Origin of the sequence: Rhizobium freirei PRF 81 (assembly GCF_000359745.1) — a bacterium.
GTDB classification, from domain to species: Bacteria; Pseudomonadota; Alphaproteobacteria; order Rhizobiales; family Rhizobiaceae; genus Rhizobium; species Rhizobium freirei.
This window is the reverse complement of record NZ_AQHN01000061.1, coordinates 50,730-74,724: the sequence shown is the minus strand read 5'-3', so window position 1 is coordinate 74,724 and position 23,995 is coordinate 50,730. Positions and strand designations below refer to the sequence as shown.

At 59.3% G+C, this 23,995-nt stretch carries 24 protein-coding genes and 2 tRNA genes; 16 read left to right on the top strand and 10 right to left on the bottom strand.

The window, feature by feature from the left end:
• Positions 1–89 precede the first annotated feature (89 nt).
• On the bottom strand, positions 90–761 hold the full coding sequence (locus RHSP_RS14995) for a protein-L-isoaspartate O-methyltransferase family protein (protein ID WP_004118570.1): 672 nt from the start codon (positions 759–761) through the stop codon (positions 90–92).
• Positions 762–1,257: 496 nt separating this feature from the next.
• Here RHSP_RS14995 and RHSP_RS14990 point away from each other — a divergent pair, with 496 nt between their 5' ends.
• Complete coding sequence (locus RHSP_RS14990; RefSeq protein WP_004118567.1) at positions 1,258–1,683, top strand: Rap1a/Tai family immunity protein; 426 nt, start codon at positions 1,258–1,260, stop codon at positions 1,681–1,683.
• A gap of 181 nt (positions 1,684–1,864) precedes the next feature.
• On the opposite strand, the gene RHSP_RS14985 is transcribed toward RHSP_RS14990, so the two are convergent.
• Positions 1,865–1,938 (bottom strand) — tRNA-Cys (locus tag RHSP_RS14985).
• Between the two features lie 167 nt (positions 1,939–2,105).
• Here RHSP_RS14985 and RHSP_RS14980 point away from each other — a divergent pair.
• The gene (locus RHSP_RS14980) at positions 2,106–2,387 is read left to right on the top strand and encodes a GNAT family protein (protein ID WP_037152126.1); all 282 of its coding nucleotides are present in this window, start codon (positions 2,106–2,108) and stop codon (positions 2,385–2,387) included.
• Between the two features lie 744 nt (positions 2,388–3,131).
• The gene (locus tag RHSP_RS14975; protein ID WP_037152123.1) at positions 3,132–4,235 is read left to right on the top strand and encodes a porin; all 1,104 of its coding nucleotides are present in this window, start codon (positions 3,132–3,134) and stop codon (positions 4,233–4,235) included.
• A 610-nt stretch (positions 4,236–4,845) separates the two neighbouring features.
• Here the strand turns inward: RHSP_RS14975 and RHSP_RS14970 are convergent.
• Positions 4,846–4,920, bottom strand: a tRNA-Asn gene (locus tag RHSP_RS14970).
• Positions 4,921–5,036: 116 nt separating this feature from the next.
• Between RHSP_RS14970 and RHSP_RS14965 the strand changes: the two genes are divergently transcribed.
• Entirely contained in the window at positions 5,037–5,348 is a 312-nt protein-coding gene (locus tag RHSP_RS14965) for a hypothetical protein (protein ID WP_004118561.1), read from the top strand.
• A 6-nt stretch (positions 5,349–5,354) separates the two neighbouring features.
• Here RHSP_RS14965 and RHSP_RS14960 read toward each other — a convergent pair whose 3' ends face one another.
• On the bottom strand, positions 5,355–5,912 hold the full coding sequence (locus tag RHSP_RS14960; RefSeq protein ID WP_004118559.1) for a sugar O-acetyltransferase: 558 nt from the start codon (positions 5,910–5,912) through the stop codon (positions 5,355–5,357).
• Positions 5,913–6,240: 328 nt separating this feature from the next.
• On the opposite strand from RHSP_RS14960, the gene RHSP_RS14955 reads away from it, so the two are divergent.
• From RHSP_RS14955 to RHSP_RS14945, 3 genes are all read left to right on the top strand, one after another.
• Positions 6,241–7,593, top strand: a complete 1,353-nt coding sequence (locus RHSP_RS14955; protein WP_037152120.1) for an extracellular solute-binding protein — start codon at positions 6,241–6,243, stop codon at positions 7,591–7,593.
• 98 nt (positions 7,594–7,691) lie between these two features.
• Positions 7,692–8,576 carry an ABC transporter permease subunit gene (locus tag RHSP_RS14950; protein WP_004118555.1) on the top strand — a complete coding sequence of 295 codons (885 nt, stop codon included), beginning with the start codon at positions 7,692–7,694 and terminating at the stop codon, positions 8,574–8,576.
• A gap of 7 nt (positions 8,577–8,583) precedes the next feature.
• Positions 8,584–9,498: an ABC transporter permease subunit gene (locus tag RHSP_RS14945; RefSeq protein ID WP_004118553.1), complete on the top strand. Its 915-nt coding sequence runs from the start codon at positions 8,584–8,586 to the stop codon at positions 9,496–9,498.
• A 344-nt stretch (positions 9,499–9,842) separates the two neighbouring features.
• Here RHSP_RS14945 and ugpC read toward each other — a convergent pair whose 3' ends face one another.
• Together ugpC and RHSP_RS14935 are read right to left on the bottom strand one after the other, a co-directional pair.
• A complete protein-coding gene (ugpC, locus tag RHSP_RS14940) occupies positions 9,843–10,955 on the bottom strand; it encodes a sn-glycerol-3-phosphate ABC transporter ATP-binding protein UgpC (protein ID WP_004118552.1) in 1,113 nt (370 codons plus the stop codon).
• A 384-nt stretch (positions 10,956–11,339) separates the two neighbouring features.
• Positions 11,340–12,170, bottom strand: coding sequence for an SDR family NAD(P)-dependent oxidoreductase (locus RHSP_RS14935; RefSeq protein WP_004118550.1), 831 nt, complete (start codon positions 12,168–12,170; stop codon positions 11,340–11,342).
• Positions 12,171–12,466: 296 nt separating this feature from the next.
• Here RHSP_RS14935 and RHSP_RS14930 point away from each other — a divergent pair, with 296 nt between their 5' ends.
• From RHSP_RS14930 to RHSP_RS14910, 5 genes are all read left to right on the top strand, one after another.
• Entirely contained in the window at positions 12,467–13,507 is a 1,041-nt protein-coding gene (locus tag RHSP_RS14930; protein ID WP_004118544.1) for a cysteine synthase A, read from the top strand.
• Between the two features lie 4 nt (positions 13,508–13,511).
• Complete coding sequence (locus RHSP_RS14925) at positions 13,512–14,249, top strand: alanyl-tRNA editing protein (RefSeq protein WP_004118542.1); 738 nt, start codon at positions 13,512–13,514, stop codon at positions 14,247–14,249.
• Positions 14,250–14,309: 60 nt separating this feature from the next.
• A complete protein-coding gene (sseA, locus tag RHSP_RS14920) occupies positions 14,310–15,167 on the top strand; it encodes a 3-mercaptopyruvate sulfurtransferase (RefSeq protein ID WP_004118539.1) in 858 nt (285 codons plus the stop codon).
• A gap of 8 nt (positions 15,168–15,175) precedes the next feature.
• Entirely contained in the window at positions 15,176–15,736 is a 561-nt protein-coding gene (locus tag RHSP_RS14915) for a GNAT family N-acetyltransferase (protein WP_004118537.1), read from the top strand.
• A gap of 128 nt (positions 15,737–15,864) precedes the next feature.
• Complete coding sequence (locus tag RHSP_RS14910) at positions 15,865–16,374, top strand: DUF1203 domain-containing protein (RefSeq protein ID WP_004118535.1); 510 nt, start codon at positions 15,865–15,867, stop codon at positions 16,372–16,374.
• Positions 16,375–16,392: 18 nt separating this feature from the next.
• On the opposite strand, the gene ald is transcribed toward RHSP_RS14910, so the two are convergent.
• On the bottom strand, positions 16,393–17,511 hold the full coding sequence (gene ald, locus RHSP_RS14905; RefSeq protein ID WP_004118533.1) for an alanine dehydrogenase: 1,119 nt from the start codon (positions 17,509–17,511) through the stop codon (positions 16,393–16,395).
• 152 nt (positions 17,512–17,663) lie between these two features.
• Here ald and RHSP_RS14900 point away from each other — a divergent pair, with 152 nt between their 5' ends.
• The gene (locus RHSP_RS14900; protein WP_004118527.1) at positions 17,664–18,125 is read left to right on the top strand and encodes an Lrp/AsnC family transcriptional regulator; all 462 of its coding nucleotides are present in this window, start codon (positions 17,664–17,666) and stop codon (positions 18,123–18,125) included.
• A 6-nt stretch (positions 18,126–18,131) separates the two neighbouring features.
• On the opposite strand, the gene RHSP_RS14895 is transcribed toward RHSP_RS14900, so the two are convergent.
• Entirely contained in the window at positions 18,132–18,935 is an 804-nt protein-coding gene (locus RHSP_RS14895) for an endonuclease/exonuclease/phosphatase family protein (RefSeq protein WP_004118525.1), read from the bottom strand.
• A 144-nt stretch (positions 18,936–19,079) separates the two neighbouring features.
• Between RHSP_RS14895 and RHSP_RS14890 the strand changes: the two genes are divergently transcribed.
• Positions 19,080–19,457 (top strand): PilZ domain-containing protein, encoded by a 378-nt coding sequence (locus RHSP_RS14890; RefSeq protein ID WP_004118523.1) that lies wholly within the window; start codon positions 19,080–19,082, stop codon positions 19,455–19,457.
• Between the two features lie 138 nt (positions 19,458–19,595).
• Positions 19,596–21,584: a bifunctional 2',3'-cyclic-nucleotide 2'-phosphodiesterase/3'-nucleotidase gene (locus RHSP_RS14885; RefSeq protein WP_004118522.1), complete on the top strand. Its 1,989-nt coding sequence runs from the start codon at positions 19,596–19,598 to the stop codon at positions 21,582–21,584.
• A gap of 45 nt (positions 21,585–21,629) precedes the next feature.
• On the opposite strand, the gene RHSP_RS14880 is transcribed toward RHSP_RS14885, so the two are convergent.
• On the bottom strand, positions 21,630–22,598 hold the full coding sequence (locus RHSP_RS14880) for a LysR family transcriptional regulator (protein ID WP_004118520.1): 969 nt from the start codon (positions 22,596–22,598) through the stop codon (positions 21,630–21,632).
• A gap of 137 nt (positions 22,599–22,735) precedes the next feature.
• On the opposite strand from RHSP_RS14880, the gene RHSP_RS14875 reads away from it, so the two are divergent.
• Positions 22,736–23,350, top strand: a complete 615-nt coding sequence (locus RHSP_RS14875; protein ID WP_004118519.1) for an FMN-dependent NADH-azoreductase — start codon at positions 22,736–22,738, stop codon at positions 23,348–23,350.
• 53 nt (positions 23,351–23,403) lie between these two features.
• Here RHSP_RS14875 and RHSP_RS14870 read toward each other — a convergent pair whose 3' ends face one another.
• Entirely contained in the window at positions 23,404–23,985 is a 582-nt protein-coding gene (locus RHSP_RS14870; protein ID WP_004118516.1) for a TetR/AcrR family transcriptional regulator, read from the bottom strand.
• Positions 23,986–23,995: the final 10 nt, after the last annotated feature.

Sequence of the window (23,995 nt, the reverse complement as noted above, 5' to 3'; positions counted from 1 at the left end):
CACCGCTACAGCCGATTCTGCCATATGCGCGCACAATAAAAAACAGGCGCCCGTAGGCGCCCGCTGGATGCATTCCCGATCTTCAAATATCAGAATACGAATTCCTTGGCCTTGGCAAAGCCAGGCAGCGGCTTGATCGATGCATTGAAGAAGACATTTTCCGAGAAAGCGCCACGCTCACGCATGAAGACGGTGGCGCGCGCGGCATGGCCATAACCAAGCACGGCGATCAGGCGGCCGTCCTCGCCGAGCTGCTCCAGCAACGCCTGCGGCAGTTGCTCGATCGAGCCATTCAGGAAGATGACATCGTAGGGTGCGCTGCCGGCATGGCCCTTTTCAAGGTCGCCGGCGACGACCGTGACGTTTTCATAGCCGTGTGCCGCAAGATTGGTCTTGGCCTGCGCTGCGAGATCCTCATCGGATTCGAGAGCAATGACCTTGTCGGCGACCTGCGATAGGACGGCAGACACGTAACCGGTGCCGCAACCGACGTCGAGAACCTTGTCTTCCTTGGTGATGACACCGAGTTGCAGCAGCTTGGCGAGCGGCGAGGCTTCCATCAGGAAGCGGGCGGGCTTGCCTGCGGCTGCCGGGGCAATCTCGATATCGCAATCGATATAGGCCAGGAGCTTCGACTTCTCCGGCACGAAATCTTCGCGCGGCACCGTGAAAAATGCACTCAACACGGAATGGGAGGTGACATCCGTCGTACGGATCTGGTTCTCGACCATCTTCACGCGTGCTGCTTCGAAATCCATCATATCCTCTTGCGCCTTTATCAGGCCGACTTTGCTTGGTGCTATACGCGTGTCTTAATCGCCTCAAGCTACGCTTTCAAGGCGTCGCGGCTGCAGGTGCCGAGATTCATGCCGATACGTCGCCGACGGACAACAACCAAAGTGCTCGAATGCGAGCTGCGCCGCCTTGATGCACCTATCCTCACCTCGCATTCTCGGGCGAACGCAACCCCTTCGAAGAACGAGCGAGCTGCACTTCGCCAGTGCTCATAAAATTGGAGGGAGCGTCAAAGCGGCGCGCCCATTAATAAAATGTTAACTTCCCGGGACCACGTTTGATGGTATTGGACCGCCTGAACGTGGTGACCGATCGACCTTCCGGCCCGAGCTCTTCGGGCTAAGATTAAATTTGAATAGAAGGTGGCTGGATGCCTGTCTCTCTCGTGCTTTTCGTGGCAACTTCCCTGCCGCTAGTGGTTTTTCTGGCTGCCAGTCTTTCCTCCATGATGTAGGTCGTCGAATGAGGCTTTCGCTCTCTGTCGCAGCGTTCCTTCTCCTCATACCTCAGATCGCGCTCTGCGAAGAAAGCTCGGAAAAAGCAGCACCGGTCATCGGAAATGTCGTCACCGGCAAACAGCTCGATGAATGGTGCGAGGAAGAACAGGCGCTTGCCTCAGTTTATGTCCAGGGAATCCTCGACGAAGCGCAGCGCACGAAGAATCTGACGATCCGCGCCACGAAGCAGACACCGAAGAACTCATCCCGCTACGAACGCTATCTTCAGCAATTCGTCGGCGCCTTCTGCCTCCCGCCCGATCTCAGCAACACAAGAGCGACTACGGTCGCCTGCAAATGGATGTCTGAGCATTCCTGGCAGCTCGACCGGCCCGCCAGCTCGCTGATTGCCCGCTCCTTCAAATTCGCCTTTCCCTGCCTGGAGGAATAGGCGCCTTTCCGGCTCCCGCCGCTTGCGGGCACGCCGCCATCGGGGGATTGGCGGAGGCCCGATCAAAGCAAGAACGGGTTGCAGCGCTTGGCTTCTGGGGCTGCGGGACGTTCAAATCCAATTCGCCAGAACTGAAGTTTCCGCCGAAATTCGGCAGGTTATATGAGCATTTGGAGAAAGGTGGAGGCCTCGTCCGGAATCGAACCGGAATACAAGGATTTGCAGTCCTCTGCGTAACCACTCCGCCACGAGGCCATCCGAAAGCAATTTGCGTTGTGGTGGCGCGGATTTAGAATGATCCAAAGAAAACCGCAAGAGGGAATTTCTGAAAAATGTCCTCTGCGATTTCTGAAATGATGTTTATCCACCGTTCCGCTGAAGAACACGAAGGCGGCTGATAGAGAGAGTCGCGTGGGTGGGCTATGAGAAGCGCAGCGGCCACGCCTGTGTTCCGTGGACAAAGCGCGACAAAGCCCGCAAGGCCCCATATCCGCAAGATCAAGCAGGCGAGCCTTCGCCTCCTCCTTGAGAGCTTTCGAACGGTGAAGAATGTCGTGACGGTCGATGTCAACGCGCAGAATCCGGAAGCGATCGGCTTTTACGAGGGGCTGGGATTCAAGGTGACGAGCCGTTCGGAGCTGAACGACCAGGGCCGCCCCTACCCGATCCTTCGTTTGCATTGGGAGAGATCCACGTCGAAGTGAGCCTTCGTCCCGATCGATTCAGTTGCCCGGCGAAGGTCGGCATGCGCCCGCGAGCACGCTTGGTCTCGTATACGATGCCCCACCGGTAAGATCGGGAATCGGCGGCATTTCAAGCCCTTCTCGACCACCGCTTATTGCCGTGTACCGAATTCGTGGCAGGGCATCAGCCGCTGCCAGCCCATTCAGGTAGGTTATAGAAACCTAAGGTAGATGCTAGGTTATTTGCTACCGGTTTAGATGCCACCCCTGAACCGGACAGTGCCGCGTCCGACGAGACTGCGCCCCCAGTAGTGTCGTCGGACGCACCTAGGCCGCCACCGTTCGCCGCATGGGCACAGACAGAGGGCGCAGCAAGCTTTATCTTCATCATCTCCAGTGCCAATAGAACCGCTTTCCTTGTCGCTATTCGCTGCGAATCTCTCCAGATTCTGGCGTCGAAAACTCTCAGGCCGCGTTAGATGCAACGGTACATGTTTGTCTTAGCACTCTGAGTTGAATGCGAATCTCGGCCTATCGTCGGCCGCCGATGATTTGCGTCATTTTTGCAACAAACCCCGTTTTCTAATAGCACACATATAGTTCGCCTCTCTTATCATCTTGCCAAATCAGCGAAGCGGGTCCAGGAATTGGTTCGTGAAGCTTATTACTTCGCACCTACTGATAGGGAACATGAGCGGGATGGGGTTGGGCACGTCGTTTTTCGGCGCGATATCTCACGCCCAATCAAGAGAGATTGGAGTTACCATGAATATCAAGAGCCTTCTTCTCGGCTCCGCTGCTGCGCTGGCAGCAGTATCCGGCGCCCAGGCAGCCGACGCTATCGTCGCTGCTCAGCCGGAGCCGCTGGAATACGTTCGCATCTGCGACGCATACGGTGCTGGCTACTTCTTCATTCCGGGCACGGAAACCTGCCTCAAGATCGGCGGCAAAGTTCGTACGGAAGGTGAATGGTACGACGCCTACAACCGCAACAGCCACAATGGCACGCTGTGGCACACCCGTGCTGAGCTGAACGTCAGCACCGCGACCGACACCGAATACGGCCCGCTCAAGACCGAAACTATCGTTCGTTGGGACTGGCACGACGGCAATTCCACCAGCACTAACCTGCTGTGGTCCTACATCAGCCTCGGCGGCTTCACAGTCGGTAAGAAAGACTCGCAGTACAACTCCTACATCGGCTACGCCGGCGACGTCATCAACGACGACGTGATCTATGACGGCCCGTACGAACTCAACCAGATCACCTATGAATATGACGCCGGCAACGGCTTCTCGGCCGTGGTCTCTGTTGAAGACAGCAACTCCAGCGGCTCCGGTGCTTCCTACGGCGCAAGCTGGTGGACCGACGACAAGGCCAACCATTACGCTCCTGACGTTGTTGCCGGTGCCGGCTTCAAGTCTGGCGCATGGGGCTTCAAGGTTGTCGGCGGTTACGACTCGATCGTCGAAGAAGGCGCCATCAAGGCTCGCGTCGATGCCGATTTTGGCGCGTTCACGGCCTTCTTGATGGGCGGCTGGAACACCGACGGCGACAAGCTGAACAAGTATGCCGGCACCAACCAGGACGTCTCCGCCTGCACGGCGCCGAACGGCACCGTCAACGCATCCAAGTGCGGCTGGGGTGACTGGGCAGTTTGGGGTGGCGTTGGCGTTCCGGTCAACGACAAGCTGAAGTGGAACGTCCAGCTCGCTTACACCGACTCCAAGATCTTCGAAGCAACCACGAACATCAAGTGGAACCCGGTCAAGAACCTGCTCATCGAGCCGGAACTGACTTACGTTCACTATGATTATGCCAACGACGATACGGTTTCGGGCATCCTGCGCTTCGAACGCAACTTCTGACCTGATCAGATTTGACCTCCGATCAGAGAAGGAAGGGGTCCGGCTTTCCCTGCCGGCCCCCTTTTTTCTTGTCGGCAAGCTCCTGAAACGGAAGCGTTGCTTCTACCAATGCATGTCTCTACATCATCGAAAATCAATCAAAGAGGGACCGCGCCGCTGCCGTCGTGTCTGCCGGTGAAAGGGACGCGGCCGGACAGGGGAATGCCCCCCTTTGAAATATCTTGCTTCGTGCAGAAGATCGCGCGCACAAGGATGATCGGAACCGGCATTTTGTCTGGCCTGTCGAAGAACCCGTCGCTTCCACCTCCGCTTGGCCGATGAGGGTGCAAGCAGATCGACAGCTGCCACCGGCCGCCAATGCCAAAACATGATGGTGCTGAAATCCGGTTCGAGCATCGCCCCTTTGCGAGGGTTCGCATTCTCAACCATTCCGTCGTCCGCCACTATGTCTATCAACGAGGATAAGGCGCCCATCGCGTCGGAACGACGCCGGCCGAAGTCGCGCGTGCAATAAAATTGCAAAACACCACTGATATGGTTCGCTGTCGGCTTACGCCGATCAGATACCATATCGATATGGTGACTTTTCCGAACATGTAATGAAGAAGAGTGGCTCCCCGGGCCGGATTCGAACCGGCGACCTGTCGATTAACAGTCGAATGCTCTACCGCTGAGCTACCAGGGAATGCGCTTGGCGCGGTGTGAGTGGGCTTCTACAAACGCTTTCCCGATTTGCCAAGCGGTTTTTTCAAAAAAATGTATTTCTCTTGCATTATTTTGTCGCCTCACCATCTCCTGTGGATGACCGATCAAAGCGGAACGACAGCAAATGCCGATCGAAATGCCCGGAAAACAAGGCGTTTCGGCATCGATCCCTCCACTCGCGAGCTTGTTTTTGGCTCGGTTAGAATCCCCCTGCCCCGGTCGCGCCTTGCACGCCTCGGCCTGGGGATAGCGCTCGTCTTCGGTGGCCTGCTTGGCTTTCTGCCGATCCTCGGCTTCTGGATGCTGCCACTGGGCCTCATCGTGCTATCGCACGATATGCCTGCAGTACGCCGCTGGCGCCGTCGCTTCGCCGTGTGGTGGGCAAGGCGGCGCCGTCCGGCGAACTAGCTCCCTTTATCTTGCGCCAACCGGCCGGGCAGGGTTGCCGACGACGGTTGCGCCTGGAGCGACATCCTTCGTCACGACCGCACCCGCTCCAACGATCGCGCCGTCGCCGATCGTCACGCCGCCGACAAGGATAGCCCCGCCGCCGATCCACGCGCTCGCGCCGATCGTAACCGGCCGCGCGATTTCCATCCCCGCTCCTCGCAACTCCGGATCCTTATGGTGCTCAGCACAATATACGTGGACGCCCGGCCCCAGCATGCTGCCATCACCGATGCGCACGCCGGCGCTATCGAGAATGGTGCAGCCGGCATTCATATAGACCCGGCGGCCGAGCGAAATGTTGATGCCGTAGGAGCAGTGAAACGGCGCTTCGATAAAAGCGCCCTCGCCGATGTCGGCAAGGAGCGCGGATAAAGCCGGAGCGAGATTGCCACGCTGCGAGGGCGGCATTGTATTATGTGCATGCACGGCCTCGCGCGCCCGCCAGCGCAAGGCGTCGAGTTCGGGATCGAAGCAGCAATACCAATCTCCCGCCGCCATTTTTTGCCGCTCGCTTAGACCCATATTCTCATTCCTTCCACTGCCTTCGGGATTCGCTGACGGTCATCTTGCAACAGCATTCGACGCGTCAGCAATAAAGACGATCGCACGCCTCCCGCCAGCCAACAGGCTCTGGGCGAGGCAAGGCACCTTGCCGGCATTGATTAGCAAAATATCAAATGCACGATCCTGCGAAGAGCGATTATTCGCAAACCTCTTCCCTGAGTGAAAAAGCCCGCCAATGCGGGGATTCCCGCCCTCAACAAACTGTCACACAGCTTGTCTATAACGCCGCTACCGCGGACTTGCGCAAGACCACCGGTTCCGAGCTTTCAAAAAGGAAATAGGGATTATGTCTAAACTTAAAAATTGCATTTCGGCTGCTGCAGCCGGCGTCATGAGCGTAGCGCTGGCTCTGCCTGCAGCTGCTGCTCCGACCAAGTTCGATTTCTGGTTCGGCCTGTCGGGCGATCTGGAGCGTGTCGTTCAGACGCTTTGCAAGAACTTCAACGATTCCCAGAAGGATTATGAAGTTTCTTGCGTCAGCCAGGGCAATTACGACGCCGCCCTGCAGAACACGATTGCCGCCTTCCGCGCCGGCAAGCAGCCGGCGATCGTTCAGGTCTATGACGTCGGCACCGCGACGATGATGCTTTCGGGCGCCTACTATCCGGTCGGCAAGCTGATGTCTGAAAACGGCTACAAGGTCGATTGGAACGACTACTTCCCCGGCATCGCCCGCTACTACGCAACGTCCAAGGGCGAGCTGCTTTCCTTCCCGTTCAACTCTTCGACCGCCCTGCTCTACTGGAACAAGGACGCGTTCTCCAAGATCGGCAAGACCGCCGCTCCGAAGACCTGGGAAGAAGCCGCCGAAGCCATGAAGGCGCTGAAGGGCGCCGGCTATGATTGCCCGATGGCGATCAACATCTCCGGCAACGAAAGCTGGCAGCTGATGGAGCAGTTCTCTGCCATCCACGACCAGCCGGTTGCCACGAAGAACAATGGCTATGACGGCATCGACGCCCGCCTGACGGTTAACAAGACCAAGTTCGTCAAGTACGTAACCGACCTCAAGAGCTGGTACGACCAGGGCCTCATCAAGATCAAGTCCAAGGATCTCGGCCAGGACATGGTTCAGGCCTTTGCATCGGGCGATTGCCAGATGATCATGACCTCGGTCGGCGACCATGGTTCGGTCACCAAGACCCAGAAGGCTGGCATGACCTGGGATGTGGCCGAACTTCCGGTCTACGCCGGCACCGAGCGCAAGAACTCGCTCGTCGGCGGCGCTTCGCTCTGGGTTCTCTCCGGCAAGTCGGCTGGCGAATACAAGGGTGCTGCAGCATTCCTCGACTTCATCGGCAAGCCTGAAACCGCCCTCTTCTGGTCGACCAACACCGGCTACATCCCGGTGAAGAAGTCCGGCTTCGACTTCATGAAGTCCAGCGGTTTCTACGACAAGGCTCCCTATAAGGGCCGCGAAGTCGCGATCGCCAGCTTGACCGCTTCCGAGCCGACCCCGATCACCCGCGGCGTTCGCCTCGGCAACTTCACGCAGATCCGCGCTGAATTCGGCAACCAGATGCAGGCCATCTTCGCCAACAAGGTCAGCGTTCAGGAAGGCATCGACAACCTCGTCAAGAACGGCGACGCCGTCCTCGACCGTTTCGAAGCCACCTACAAGGGCAAGCAGCTGCCGTAATCGGCAGAACTCGTGACGCGCAGCGTCCGCCGGGGCTTCCCGGCGGACGTTCGTTATGAGCGCAAGAGTGCCATCGGGATTCCAAGCCGGAAGAGACAATGGAAAAGCGTATAACTTTCAATAAATGGAGCGTCGGCATTCTGTTCGCGGTGCCGCAGCTGCTCCTCATCTTCACCTTTTTCTATTGGCCGGCCGGTCAGGCGGTTTTCTGGTCGCTGACGCTGCAGCAGCCCTGGGGCGGCGGCAATATCTGGGTTGGCCTCGATAACTTCAAATCCATTCTTGCCAACACGGACTATTGGAACTCAGTCACCATCAGCATCAGTTTCGCGGCGATCAGCACCGGCATTTCCATGGTGGCCGCGCTGGCACTCGCAGCCTTGACCGACCGGCAGCTGCGCGGCTCGAAAATCTACCGCGTCGTGCTCATTTGGCCCTACGGCATCGCAGCTCCCGCGGCGGCGATGGCTTTCCGCTTCATCCTGGCGCCGGAAGCCGGCCTCGTTGCCGTGGTCAATCAGTGGTGGCCAGGAATCTGGGACCCGGGCCTCGACGGAAACGCCGCGATGGCCTGCGTCATCGCCGCCTTCTCGTGGAAATATATCGGCTACAGCTTCATCTTCTTCTTGGCCGCTTTCCAGGCAATTCCTCGCTCGTTGATCGAAGCGGCTGCCATGGACGGTTCGAGCGTGCTCCGTCGCTTCTGGGACGTCCAGTTCCCGTTGATCACGCCGACCATCTTCTTCCTGCTGGTCATCAACATCACCGAGAGCTTCCAGGATTCTTTCGGCATCGTCGACATCATGACATCAGGTGGCCCGCACAACTCGACCAACCTCATGGTCTACAAGATCTATTCCGACGGCTTCAAAGGCCTCGATTTTTCCGGTGCGGCGGCGCAGAGCATCATTCTGATGCTGCTGATCGTCGTGCTCACCATCTTCCAGTTCCGCTTCATCGAGCGGCGCGTGCATTACCGTTGAGGCTGACATGGTCGAGCGCACACCTATTCTCAACTTCTTTACCCATCTGATCCTATTTATCGGCTTCGTGGTAGCCGTGGGACCGATCGCCATCGTCGCCATCGCCGCATCCCACAATATGACCGACGTCAACCACGTCCCGATGTCGCTCATTCCCGGCACGGAATTCTGGGCCAACATGAAGACGGCCTGGACGACCGCCAACCTCGGACCCAAGCTGCTGAACAGCCTGATCTTCGCCACCGGCGTGGCGATAGGCAAGGTGCTCATTTCGGCGATCACCGCCTTCTCGCTGGTCTATTTTCGCTATCCCGGTCGTCACTTCATCTTCTGGCTGATCTTCATAACACTGATGCTGCCGCTCGAAGTGCGTATCGTGCCGACCTATGCGGTCGCAGCGAACGTCCTGTCGCCGTTCCAGGGGATTCTCGACATTACCGGCATCACCTGGCTCATCGCAAAGCTTACAGGGGTTGAGGTCTCGCTGAACCTCGGGCTACTTAACTCCTCGATCGGCCTGATCCTTCCACTGGTCGCGACGGCGACAGGCACCTTCCTTTATCGTCAGTTCTTCCTGACCATACCGGATGAGTTGACCGAGGCCGCCCGCATGGACGGCGCCGGAGCCTTGCGTTTCTTCATCGACATCCTGCTGCCGCTGTCGCGCACCAATATGGCGGCACTCGGCACCATCATGTTCCTCTGGGCCTGGAACCAGTATCTGTGGCCGCTGCTTGTCACCACCGATCCTGCGCATATGACGGCCGTAACGGAGCTCAAGCAGCTCATCCCGAACATCGGCGGCCTTCCCGAGTGGCACATCGCCATGGCCGGCACGCTGATCGTCATGCTGCCGCCGCTTGCCGTCGTCGTTCTCATGCAGCGCTGGTTCGTTCGCGGTCTGATCGCTACCGAAAAGTGATCAAGCTGCCTGCCGCTCTTCTCTAAGGGGCGGCAGGCATTTTATGCTGATGCCTCCACACGCGCAGACTATCCATTATGGATCAGGTGCCCTCTCCAAGGGATAGCGGCACAGAAAACGCGCCGATCAAGCACCCGCCCAAAAAGCGGTCGGCTCCCTGCCAAAACCTCATTTCAAACTGATAACGGTCAAGAGCGGCGCGACGCCGATAGTCTGAGCGACGCTCATCATCCTGCGCAGAAACTTAGGGCCTTCAGCGCTGCCCCTTCCCACGTGCAAAACAAAAAACCCGGAAATCGGTGAGGATTTCCGGGCGCACGTACTGAAAATTGATGTTTGAAACTTTAGTGTGCCAACACCTTGAGCGGCGCGACGGAGGCAACGGCATCAAGCCGTAGGCCGGTATCCTGGGCAAAGAGATGCGTGTGCTGCTGCGGCAGCTCCAGCCCGACGGACTGGCCGGTCTGACCTGTGGTGTGATCCGATACGGCGACCGCAAAGCTCGATCCGTTGATATCGCAATGGATGACGCGTCCGGCGCCGAGTTCCTCGACGAAATCCACCGTTGCCGGGATAGCGTCCGGCGTGCCTGCCGGAACGAGACGAACATGTTCCGGACGGATGCCGAGAGCAACCGGGTTGCCGGCATGACGCTTGCCGATATTGGCATCGATGTCGATCGGCAGGCTATCGAAGATGAACTGTTCGCCGTTGGCCGAGAAGGTTCCTTCGAGGAAGTTCATCGCCGGTGAGCCGATGAAAGAGCCGACGAAGCGGGTGCGCGGCGTATTGTAGATTTCCAGAGGAGTGCCGACCTGCTCGACATTGCCTTTGTACATGACCACCAGCTTGTCGGCGAGCGTCATGGCCTCGACCTGATCGTGGGTCACGAAGACCGACGTGGCCGACAGGCGCTTGTGCAGGCGACGGATCTCGACGCGCATCTGCACGCGCAGCTTGGCATCGAGGTTGGAAAGCGGCTCGTCGAAGAGGAAGACCTTCGGTTCGCGGATGATAGCGCGGCCCATGGCGACGCGCTGGCGCTGGCCGCCGGAAAGTTCGGCCGGCTTGCGGGCGAGGAAATCTTCAAGACCGACGATCTTGGCGGTTTCCCTGATGCGTCGGTCACGCTCCTCGCGTGGCACGCCGGCAACCTTCAAGGCATAGCCCATATTGGCGGCAACATTCATGTGCGGGTAAAGCGCGTAGTTCTGGAACACCATGGCGCAGCCACGCTCGCGCGGCTCGAGCTGGTTGACCACCTTGCCGTCGATGACGATCTCGCCCGACGAAATATCCTCAAGGCCGGCGATCATGCGCAGCAGCGTGGACTTGCCGCAGCCCGATGGGCCGAGAATGACGACAAACTCTCCTGAGCGGAAGTTCAGGTCGACGCCATGGACAACCTGATTGCGTCCATACGCCTTGCGAACTTGTTCGATCCGAATTTCCGCCATTTCAATCTTCCCCGCCTGTCAAATCTGGGCATGTCAATCGGGTGGACTGCTAACGAATTTGCATTACAGAACAGTGACAAGGACCCCTTATATCACAAGCGACATCCAGATTTCCTCACGAGAGTTGCGTGTAGAATTCACTTATGAAACGCGCGGTAGCGGAACTATTTGAAGACGCACACCGTGTGCTGGTTCCGATGGCGAAAAAGCATAGGAACAAGCAAGAGCAGGCGATCGGCCAACACCATGACGACATCCAGGAAAGAACCCTTTCCTGTCCTGCTATGGTTCCGCAAGGATCTTCGCCTCGACGACAATCATGCCTTCCATGACGCGGCAGCGTGCGCTCGCCGCGCACGCATCGCTTAAACACGATGGATAGTGCTATTCTGCCGGATGCGCAGTTATGCGAGGCCCGACCGACCGGCGTTTTCGGCCGCTCCCGAGAAAATACCTGAGGGCCCGGAAATAGAGGCTGTAGGGCAAGAGCTTCAGCAGCTTCGCCCGATAGACCAAACCCTTCGGAAAGCTGATCTCGAAGGCTGGCGTTTTCAATCCGGCGGCGATCGCATCGGCCGCCTGCTGTGCCGACACGATGTCAGGCATCTCGAATTTGTTCTGCGCCGTCAGCGGCGTATCGACATAGCCGGGGGTGATGAGCTGGATGTGAATGCCCATGCGGTCGAGCTCGAAATTCAGGCTTTCGGCCATGTTGATCAGTGCGGCCTTGCTTGCTCCGTAAGCAGCACCGCCGGGAAGCCCGCCATAACCGGCAACCGACGACACCAGGGCAACCTGGCCGTATCCCCGAGCTCGCATATGCCGGACCGCCGGAACGAGACAGTTGACGACGCCGCGCAGATTGACGGCAAAACTTCGCTCGAACACCTCATGATTGAGATCCTCGCCCCGCGCCGGGAGATAGATGCCGGCGTTCAGGACCGCCAGGGCAACCGGGCCGTGCTGATATTCGATTGCGGCGACGGTGTGCTCCATATCCGCTACATCGGTCACATCGCCGTCGAGCACGACGATGCTGCCGGCAAGCCCGCTTGCCTCTGCCTGCAGTGCCAGAAGCTTCTCGTGGCTGCGGGCCGTAACGGCCACTTTGTACCCTTCCTCCGCCAGCCTCAGCGCGAGCGCGCGGCCGATACCGGAACTGGCTCCGGTAATCCAGACGACACCGTGTTCAGGACGTGCGATGAACGGGCTCATGGCTCTTCTCCTTGGCTGACGGCCGCCTTCATCCAACGCTTAAACCGCGACCGTCCTTGGCATTTTAGAAATAGCGTATCATTGTGGCCGCTTTCGGCCAGCTTGACGGCCCGATGCGGAAATCAATGTCACCGACTGGAGACCAATCAACGCCGTGAGCGGCTTCGGCAAATGATTGCTGCCAAGTCGAATTTTGCGGCACGAACAAATAGCGAGGAACAGAATTTCTTGCCTATGTAGCCTTGTGAAGGGAAAAGACCGTTCTTACAGTAGTTGCGAACAGAAGGCAGATTCCAATGACCGTCCATCCGTCCGTCCTAGAAGCAATTGGCAATACGCCGTTGATCAAGCTCAAGGGCGCCTCCGAGGCGACGGGCTCGACCATTCTTGGCAAGGCCGAGTTTTTGAATCCCGGCCAGTCGGTCAAGGACCGAGCCGCGCTCTACATCATCCGAGATGCGGAGAAAAAGGGACTGCTGCGGCCCGGCGGCGTCATCGTCGAGGGAACCGCCGGCAATACCGGCATCGGCCTGACGGTCGTCGCCAAGGCGCTCGGCTATCGCACCGTCATCGTCATCCCGGAAACGCAGAGCCAGGAAAAGAAGGACGCGCTGAAGCTGCTCGGCGCTGAACTGGTCGAGGTTCCGGCCGTCCCCTACAGAAATCCGAACAACTATGTGAAGGTCTCGGGCCGGCTTGCCGAACAGCTGGCAAAGACAGAGCCGAATGGCGCGATCTGGGCGAACCAGTTCGACAACGTCGCCAATCGTCAGGCGCATGTCGAGACGACTGCCAAGGAAATCTGGGCCGATACCGATGGCAAGATCGACGGCTTCATCTGCTCGGTCGGCTCCGGCGGTACGCTGGCGGGTGTCGCCATGGGTCTGCATGCCTTCAACAAGGACATCAAGATCGGTATTGCCGATCCGGAAGGTGCCGCCCTTTATGAATTCTACAAGAACGGCGAGCTGAAATCCTCCGGCTCCTCGATCACCGAGGGCATCGGCCAGGGCCGCATCACGGCAAACCTGGAAAGCTTCACGCCCGACTTCGCCTATCAGATCACCGATGCCGAAGCGCTGCCCTACGTCTTCGATCTCGTTGAGCACGAGGGCCTCTGCCTCGGCGGCTCGACGGCCATCAATATCGCCGGCGCGGTCCGTCTCGCTAAGGATCTCGGTCCCGGACATACGATCGTGACCATTCTGTGCGATTACGGCAATCGCTATCAGTCGAAGCTCTTCAATCCGGACTTCCTGAAGTCGAAGGGCCTGCCGCTGCCGGCCTATCTCGAAAAGCGGGCGGAAATTAGCGTTCCATACGAAGCGACAGCGTGATCATATGACCGTCAGTGCCCTCTATCGTGATGATTTCTATCTCTCGACCGCCGAAGCAGTGGTAACGGCAATTCACGAAGACGGGGGCATCGAACTCGATCAGACCTGCTTTTACGCCACGTCGGGCGGTCAGCCGGGCGATACGGGTTTCCTGGAGCGCGGCGACGGCTCCAGAATCACGCTCGGCCAGACGAAGCATGGTCCGATCAAGGACATCATCATCCACGTTCCGGTCGAGGGCGAACCGCGGCCCATCGTCGGCGAGAAGCTGGTGCTGCACATCGACTGGGCGCGCCGCTACAAGCTGATGCGCATGCACACCGCCTGCCATCTGCTCTCGGTTGTCTGCCCTTACCCGATCACGGGTGCGGCGGTCGGCGAGGAAGAAAGCCGGGTCGATTTCGACATGAGCGAAACGATCGACAAGGACGAAGTGACGGCGAGAATGATGGAGCTCGTCAACGAGAACCATCCCGTATTCCTCCGCTGGATCACGGATGAGGAACTGGTCGCCAATCCCGGTATCGTCAAGTCCAAGAATGTGCGCCCGCCGATAGGCCTCGGCCGCGTCAGCCTCGTCTGCATCGGCGAGGATTCGGCCGTCGACAGCCAGCCCTGCGGCGGCACGCATGTGTCCGAGACGCAGGAGGTCGGAGCAATCCACATCGCCAAGATCGAGAAGAAGGGCAAGGAAAACCGCCGCTTCCGCATTCGTTTCGGCACGCCGACCGACGAGAATTGACCGGGCAAGCGCCCGGATCCCGATATCAAGACCAAGAAATCATAGCAGGGAGAGATCATCATGGCAGCGGACAAGAGCCGTTTCGTCGTATCCGCCGACTGGCTGCAAGGCGAGCTGGGCGCCAAGGACCTGCGCATTCTCGACGCATCCTTCTATCTGCCGGCACAGAAGCGCAATGCCGACGCCGAATATGCCAGCGGCCATATTCCGGGCGCAATCCGCTTCGATCAGGACAAGATATCGGATCATTCGACCAACCTGCCGCATATGGTTCCTTCGCCCGAATTCTTTGCCGCGGAAGTCGGCAAGCTCGGCATCAGCGAGACAGACCGCATCGTCATCTATGATGGCCCCGGTGTCTTTGCGTCGCCGCGCGTCTGGTGGCTGTTCCACATCGTCATGGGTGCGCCGAACGTCTTCGTGCTCGATGGCGGCGTGGATGGCTGGAAGGCTGAAGGGCGGCCGCTCGAAACGGCGCTGCCCGCCTTCGAAGCCGCGACCTTCAAGCCCAAGTTCAACGGCAGTCGCGTCGTCGCGCTCGATGAGATGCGTGGCATTGTCGACTCCAGCTCTTCGCAGATCGCCGATGCCCGCAGCGCCGGGCGCTTTGCGGCGACTGAGCCCGAGCCGCGCGAAGGCATGCGCTCGGGCCACATGCCGGGCGCAAGAAGCCTGCCGTCCGGCGTGTTCGCCACGAACGGCAAGTTCAAGTCGCTGCCGGAGCTACGCGAAACGATCGAAAAGTCCGGTATCGATCTCGACAAGCCCGTGGTGACGACCTGCGGCTCCGGCATTACCGCCGCTATCATCACGTTGGCGCTCGAATCCCTCGGCCATGGCCGCAACAGGCTCTATGACGGCTCCTGGTCGGAATGGGGCAGCCGGGCGGATACACCCGTTGTCACCGGTCAAGATTGAGCAGCATCGTGGTGAAAACGCCCTCGTCCATCAAGGTTCATATCACTCGTCTGGAAATGGCCGCGCCGCCCAAGACCAGCCTGGCGGTGCCGGTCAACATTCAGACGGCGATCATGCGTGCGCCTGATATTCCGCTGCCCTTCTATCGCTATCTCTACCGCCAGGTGGGCGCTCGCTGGCATTGGGTGGATCGGATTCGCCTCTCCGACGAAAACCTGGCGACCGCGCTTCACGACCAGCGCAACAATATCAGCGTGCTCTACGTCAATGGGGCGCCTGCCGGATTCTTCGAGTATTTCCGCCAGGATGAAGAAACGATCGAGCTCAGCCATTTCGGCCTCATGGAGCACGCTCTCGGCCTTGGCATCGGCAAATGGTTCCTGCTGCAGGCGCTTTACGCGATATGGACCCTCAATCCGCAGCGGATCGTGACCACGACGAACAATCTCGATCATCCGCGGGCGCTGCAGCTCTACCAGATGTTCGGCTTCTCGCCGATCTCGACCGGCGAAGGTATCGTCAGGCCGCTGAGCGACAAGGAACTGCTCGAACTCGCCAAGAAGGGCTAGGGCCGCCTTAACCCACGTAAACGCTCGGCATCTGGTGGCAAGAGTCAATGAGGTGTAACGGCGGGAATCGGGTGGCTTCCCATCTCGCTTCGGCGCATCACATGGCAAATCTCGAAAGGAGCTTTGCCATGTTCTCCATCGCTTTTGCAGCCATGCCTACATCCGACGCCGAAGTTCTGTGGAGTGGCGGCGCGGATGCCTATGGTCACCAGCCGGAGACCATAATTTCCGATGGTCCGGGCCATCCCTGCCGCCACTGCCTGCGCAACATCGATGCCGGCGAGGAGTTGTTCGTCTTCGCCTATCGCCCCTTCCCGGACCTGCAGCCCTATGCGGAGACCGGCCCGATCTTCCTGCATAAGGCGCCATGCCAGCGCTACGGCGCGGAAGAAATCCTACCGCCAGTGCTAGCGAGCAGCCGGGATTTCATCGTGCGCGGCTACGGCAAGAACGATCGCATCGTCTACGGAACAGGCGCTGTCACTCCGACGGGCGATATCACAGCTTATGCGGCCTCACTGCTCGAACGCCCCGACATCGCCTATGTCCACGTCCGCTCGGCGCGCAACAATTGCTATCAATGCCGGATCGACAAAATAGGAGCGCCGGCATACGTGGATGCCGGCGCCTCCATCTGACCGTACGCGCGATGGGCTTTACGCGACGTTCAGAATGCTTTCGGGCGCAACGGCCTCGTAACCGAGCGCCTCGGCCACCGGCCGGTTAGTGACGCGGCCCTTATGAACATTGAGGCCATTGCGGAGGTGCTTGTCTTCCGCGATGGCGCGCAGGCCACGGTCGGCGAGGGTAAGGCCATGATAAATCGTGGCGTTGTTCAGAGCATGCGCCGAGGTGACGGGAACCGCACCTGGCATGTTGGCGACACAGTAGTGCACGACGTCTTCGACCACGTAGGTCGGATCGGAATGCGTCGTCGCATGCGAAGTCTCGAAACAGCCACCCTGGTCGATGGCCACATCGACGATGACCGAGCCTTTCTTCATGCCTGATAGCATTTCGCGCGTGACCAGCTTCGGCGCTGCGGCACCGGGGATCAAGACGGCGCCGATCACCAGATCGGCGGAGAAGACCTCTTCTTCCAGCGCCTGAATGCTGGAGTAACGCGTGTGGACACGGCCGTTGAAGATATCGTCGAGCTGGCGCAGGCGTGGCAGGGAACGATCGAGGATGCTGACGTCGGCGCCAAGGCCGGCGGCCATTTTGGCCGCATGCAGGCCAACGACACCACCGCCGATGATCGTCACCTTGGCTGGCAGAACGCCCGGTACGCCGCCGAGCAGAATGCCGAGGCCGCCATTGGCCTTCTGCAGAGCCGTCGCACCCGCCTGGATCGACAGGCGGCCGGCGACTTCGGACATCGGCGCCAAAAGCGGCAGGCCGCCGCGCTCGTCGGTCACGGTCTCGTAGGCGATGGCGGTCACGCCGGAGGCAAGCAGGCCCTTGGTCTGTTCCGGATCGGGCGCAAGATGCAGATAGGTGTAGAGGAGCTGGCCCTCGCGAAGCTGCGCCCATTCCGAAGGCTGCGGCTCCTTGACCTTCACGATCATGTCGCACTTCTCGAAAATATCCTTGGCGCTTGCGGCGATCTTGGCGCCGGCAGCAACATAGGCATGGTCATCGGCACCGATACCGGCGCCTGCCTTCGTTTCGACCCAGACCTCATGGCCATGGGCGACATACTCACGAACGGATGCCGGCGTCAGACCGACGCGGTATTCGTGGTTCTTGATTTCCTTGGGGCAACCAACGCGCATTTCACTCCTCCTCGAATGCTTTTGCGTCTGCATTTTTTTCCGACTGAAATCAGACCACCACAGCCCCGCAATGTCCTTGCAAAGACGATTTGCGCTGCGGTCATTTTTCGTGATTTATTGCGTGAACAAGTGTTTTTTCGAAAGATCTTCGAATGTCCGACCTCGACGCTATCGATCATTCGATTCTGCGGATGCTGCAGCAGAATGCGCGCATCACCAATGCGGAACTCGCCGAGAAGGTCGGCCTGTCGCCATCAGCCTGCTCCCGCCGGCTCGATATTCTGGAAAAGAACGGCGTCATCGACGGCTACCACGCGCATCTGTCGCACAAGGCGCTGGATTACAAGATGATCGCCTTCGTGCACATATCTCTCTCCGGCCAGTTCGCCAAGACGCTGTCGGAATTTGAAACGGCGGTGAAACGCTGTCCGAACGTGCTCGGCTGTCACCTCATGTCGGGCGAGTACGACTACATTTTACGCGTCGCCGCGCGGGACCTAGAGGACTATGAGCGCATCCATCGAGACTGGCTCTCGGCCCTGCCCCATGTGGTGAAGATCAATTCCAGCTTCGCGCTTCGCGAGATCATCGACCGACCGAATGTCGGCCTCTGATCTGCATCAGCGCAAGTCCAGCAGCAAGGCGCGATGATCCGAGACTTCGGGCTCAGCGACAGGATCGAAGCTGACAACCTCGACATTCGAAGTGACCAGCATGTAGTCGGCAAAGCGCGGCTGCTTTTTGTAGTGGGATGTGCGCGTGTCGTCATGTCCCCGCGAGGTGACGAGATCGATCAGACCCAGGCTCCCGAGAATTTCAAAGGTCTCGCCATCCGGCAGCACGTTGAAATCGCCGCAAACGACCAGCCGGTCGCCATCCTGTTTCACCTGTCGGATAAGTTCGACAAAAGCATTGGCCTGATGGCGGCGCGCAGGCGTGTCACCCTTGCCTTCCAGGTCACGCAGGCCATGCATATGTGCAATGGTGACGGGGTAGCCGCGCTCATAGTCGAAAAGACGGACGCAATGGGCGTTGCGCGAGCGCGGATGCGTCCCGTAGCCGTCACTCGAGAATTCGCCATGGACGAAGGCGGCGGCCTGGGCGATGACCGGATGGGTTCTGCGCACGAAGGTCGCCAATCCGAATTCGGAGAAATGCTGCCGGTCGCCATCGAAGAGATCGCCCCGCGCAACGGGAAGGAAGACGGCATCGTAAGCCGGCAAAGCAGCCTTCAGCTCCTCGAAGAGATTGGCACGCTGCGGAAGCTCGACGCCGTGATCGCGATAGACCAGCCATCCGTTGCCCGCGCCCTGCGTGCGAACCACTTCCTGCAGGCACAGGACATCCGCATCGACATCGACGAGATAGGGTATCAGCGGCTCATGCAGCCGGCCGCCCCAGGCATTCAGCGAAACGATACGCATGATCTGTACCTCTCAATAGCCACATCGCCAGTCGCGATCATGCACCTCGGTCCGGTGCCGATTCGGGACGGCCATCTACAATTTTAACGATTATGCTAAGCATCCCTCAATGCACGCCTGCTATCCAGGAGGGGAAAAAGATGTATGAGCCGGGATAACATCATGCAGTTCTCTTCGAAATCTCTCGTCCAAGGCAACCTGAAAATCAAGACACGAGGTTCGCCGCGCCATCATGCCCGACTGACGGGGCAGGTTCGATATTTCACCAAGCTCGTCGCCGGTCGTGTCGTCGATGTTTCCACCAGCGGCATCGCGCTCGATCTGCAGGCTCCGCTCTATGCCGCGGCGGGCAGCAAGGTTCGCGTCGAATGCGACGATATCGGCCTGCTCGACGGTTTCGTGCGATGGGCCCACAATGGCCGCATCGGCATCGAGTTCGATCGCTCATCCAATGCAGCGGCAAAGGTCGCTTCCTATTTTCGCTTTTTCCACAAGGACATAAAGCCGGTTCTGAAACGCTGAACAAATGTTGGCACTCACTGGCATATAACCACAATAAGCCTGTCACATTCCTGGTGCACACCTTCGAAAATAGTCCTAGTCTCCCCTCACCCGAGAGATGATCGACGGACAATAGCCCTATCGTTGAAGGAGTGTTTCATGTCTTCCATTCTGGATTTGCCCAGCATGTCGCGCCGTTCACTGCTGCAAGGCCTCAGCGCCACGGCGGCGCTGATCGTGTTGCATCCTTTCGCCGCGCGCGCCGCCGGCAACCAGGCGCATCTGCGCCTCATGGAAACGACCGACATCCACGTCAACGTCTTCCCCTACGACTACTACGCCGACAAGCCGAACGACACGATGGGCCTGGCGCGCACCGCAACGATCATCGACAATATCCGCGCCGAAGCCACCAACTCGCTCCTCATCGACAATGGCGACGTGCTGCAGGGCAACCCGATGGGCGATTACATGGCCTATCAGCACGGCATGAAGGACGGCGACGTCCATCCGGTCATCAAAGCGATGAACACGCTCGGCTACTCGGTGGGAACGCTCGGCAACCACGAATTCAACTATGGCCTCGACTTCATGTTCAAGGTGCTGGCCGGTGCGAACTTCCCCTTCGTCTGCGCCAACCTGACCAAGGGTCAGCTTGCCTCCGATCCGACGAAGGACGACCTGTTCTTCAAGCCCTATCTGATCCTCGAAAAGAAGATCAAGGACGGCGCCGGCAATGAAAGCCCGGTCAAGATCGGCTTCATCGGCTTCGTGCCGCCGCAGATCATGCTCTGGGACATCAAGAATCTCGAAGGCAAGGCGCAAACCCGCGATATCGTCCAGGCCGCCAAGGCCTGGGTTCCGGTGATGAAGGCCGAGGGCGCCGATATCGTCATCGCTCTCTCGCATTCCGGCATCGACGGCAGCGGCCCGAGCGAGAAGATGGAAAACGCCTCGCTCTACGTCGCCGCGGTCGACGGCATCGATGCCGTCTTCACCGGTCACCAGCATCTCGTCTTCCCCGGCCCGAAGACCTGGGACGGCATCAAGGACGCCGATCCGGTCAAGGGCACGCTGCATGGCAAGCCTGTCGTCATGGCCGGCTTCTGGGGCTCGCATCTCGGCCTCATCGACCTCTTGCTGGAGAAGGACGGCAAGAGCTGGAAGATCGTCGACTTCACCTCCGAAGCACGTCCGATCTACCATCGCGACGACAAGAAGAAGGTCATCGCCGATGTCGCCGACAAGAAGGAAGTGGTCGAAGCCGCCAAGGCCGAGCACGAGGCGACGCTGACCTACGTCCGCACGCCTGTCGGCAAGACCTCCGCGCCGCTCTACTCCTACTTCGCACTGGTCGCCGACGATCCGTCGGTGCAGATCGTCAGCCAGGCGCAGATCTGGTACATCAAGCAGATGCTGAAGGAGACGCAGTATAAGGACCTGCCGGTTCTCTCGGCGGCAGCGCCCTTCAAATGCGGCGGCCGCAACGGCGCCGACTATTATACGGATGTCCCCGCCGGCAACATCGCCATCAAGAACGTCGCCGACCTCTACCTCTATCCCAATACCGTGCAGGCCGTCGTCATCAACGGCGCACAGGTCAAGAACTGGCTGGAAATGTCGGCCGCGATGTTCAATCAGGTCAAGCCCGGCGCCAAGGATGCGGATCTGATCAACAGCGGTTTCCCGTCTTATAACTTCGACGTCATCGACGGAGTCACCTACCAGATCGACGTCTCGCAACCGCGCCGTTTCGGCGACGATGGCAAGCTCCTGAACGCCGATTCGAACCGCATCCAGAACCTGCAGTTCAACGGCAAGCCGATCGATCCTGCACAAAAGTTCGTCGTTGTCACCAACAACTACCGCGCAGGCGGCGGCGGCAACTTCCCGGAAATCGGAGCCGACAAGGTCATCTATCAGGCGCCCGACACCAACCGCGACGTCATCGTGCGTTATGTCCACGATCAGGGCACGATCAATCCGACCGCCGACGGCAACTGGACCTTCAAGCCGCTGCCGGGCACGGCCGTCCTGTTCCAAAGCTCGCCGAAGGCCAAGGATTTCCTCGGTCAGGTGAAGAGCGTGAAGATCGAAGATGCCGGCGACGGCGCGGACGGCTTCCGCAACTACCGGCTCGTCCTGTAGTCACAAGCGCTATGGTCCTCTCCCCGTTCCGGGGAGAGGACCTTGTCATTCTGCGGCGAGACGCTTGTCTCCCGGATGGAACATCTCGATAGCGGATTTGAAATCCGCTTGATTCGGGCATCGCGCCAGGCGCGAGCGGAAAGCCTCGATCATCCAGGCTGCAGCCGGCCCAGGAGGGTTGTCGACCTTGCGGACGGCATAGAGCGGGTATTCGCTCTGGTCATAGGCATCGAGCGCCAAAGGCACCAGCCGCTCCTTCTGCAGATCCTCCATGATAAACGAAGCCGGCAGGCCACCCCAGCCGAGACCGCCACGGATCAGCTGATGCTTGGTAGCAATATCGCTGACGTGCCAGACCTTGTAGGACAGGACGTTGAAATCCCTGCCATTCGTCAGGCTCGAGGCGTCGGTAACGACGAGTTGAACCTCGTCGCGCACATCGGACAGCGCCAAAGGCCTTCCCAGCTTGACAAGCGGATGGGTGGGGGCGGCCACAGGCATCATGAAGGAATGGCCGATGCGCTCGATGACCAACGCATCATCCTGTTTCACCACGGAGCCGCCAATACCGATCGTCGATTTGCCGCTGGAGACAAGCTGCATCATCGTGCCGAGTTCGCCGGTGTCGAGCCGCAGGGAAACAAAGGGGAAGCGATCGCGGAATTCGCGCAGCACGTCGACGGTGGCGTGCACCGGCACCATGACACTTATCGCAACAGCCACCTCGGCCTCGAGCCCGGTCTTCAAGCCTTTCACGCGCGCGCGCATCACCTGAAGATCGGAAAGGATGCGGCGCGCATCCTCCAGCATCACCCTGCCCGCATCCGTCAGCTTCGGCTGGCGCGAGCCCGACCGCTCGAATAGCGGCATCTCCAGCTGAGCCTCCAGATTGGCGATGGTATAGCTGATGACCGATTGCGCACGATTGAGCGCACGGGAGGCTGCGGAAAAGCTGCCGGACTCCGCAACGGTCAGGAACACCTGCAATTGGTCGAGGGTGGGATTGGGAAGCATCTGCCATCCATTCTATCGATAATTACAATCCATATTATCACAGTTTTTCTCGATAGCACTGAGGACTTATCTATTGAACCGAACGAGATCGGACTCTCCCAGCCGATTTTCGCAACCCATTGAAAAGGAAAACGGATATGTCCTCCATTCTGCTTCTGACCTCCAGCCCGCGTCCGGACTCGCTCTCCAGCAAGATCGCCGTCGAGCTTGCAGAGAAGATCAAGGCCAACAATCCCGGCAAGACGCTCGTCAAGCGCGACCTCGCTGCCGACAACCTGCCGCATATCGACGGCCCCTTCACGGTCGCCATCCGCACGCCGGCCGATGCCCGCACGCCCGAGCAGCAGGAGCTGGTCAAGGTCTCCGACGCGCTCGTCGATGAGCTGCTCGCAGCCGACACTGTTGTCATCGGCACCGGCCTCATCAACTTCAACATCTATTCGTCGCTGAAGACCTGGATCGATAACGTCGCTCGCGCCGGCCGCACCTTCACTTACACCGAAACCGGCCCGAAGGGTCTGGCAACCGGCAAGAAGGCCTATATCGTGCTCGCCTCCGGCGGCGTCTATTCCGAAGGCCCGGCCGCTCCGCTGAACCACGCCGTTCCCTACCTGAAGTCTGTTCTCGCCTTCATCGGCATCACCGATGTCGAGACCGTCTATGTGGAAGGCGTCGCCTTTGGTCCGGAAGCTGCCGAGAAGGCTATCGGCGCCGCTCAGGCCCGCGCCTCCGAGCTGGCCCTCGCCGCTTAATCGACAGCAGCATCAAGACATCCGCAGGCGGCCGGCTCCAACCGGCCGCTTTGTTATTTTGCCTGTGGCAGCGCTTTCACGAACTGCTTCACCGTCTCCAGAATTTCAGCCGAAAGAGCCTCGTCGTTCGCGACGCGCGCAAGGCCGAGCGCGCCGGTCATGAGGCAGGAGGCGATGATTGCTTTCCGCCTGGCTTCGACGGTTTCGGGCTGCGGCATACGGGCCGTCATGGCCTCGAAATTCCTCCTCAGGCCGTCCGTGGCGACAGCGCGGACCGCATCGCTGCTGCGCGCCATATCTGCGGTCAATGCCGCATAGGCACAGCCCTCGCCGCAATGATCGCGGTGACGTTCGCTGAGATAATTGTCGATATAGTCGTTCAGCGAGATGCTTGCAGGGTCAATCCCCTGTTCCTCCTGTTGCCGTCGCCATGATCCGATTGCCGATTCCATGGCTTCCGCCACGAGTTCGTCGCGGGAGGCGAAATGCTTGTAGAAGCCGCCGACGGTCAGACCCGCCTCCTTCATCAGATCGGCGACGCCGATCCCTTCCAATCCCTCCTCGCGCAGACGTTTGGCGGCAAGCGTCACGATGCGTTCGTGCGTCTTCTGCTTTTCGAGTTGTGAACGGCCCATCGAAAATCCT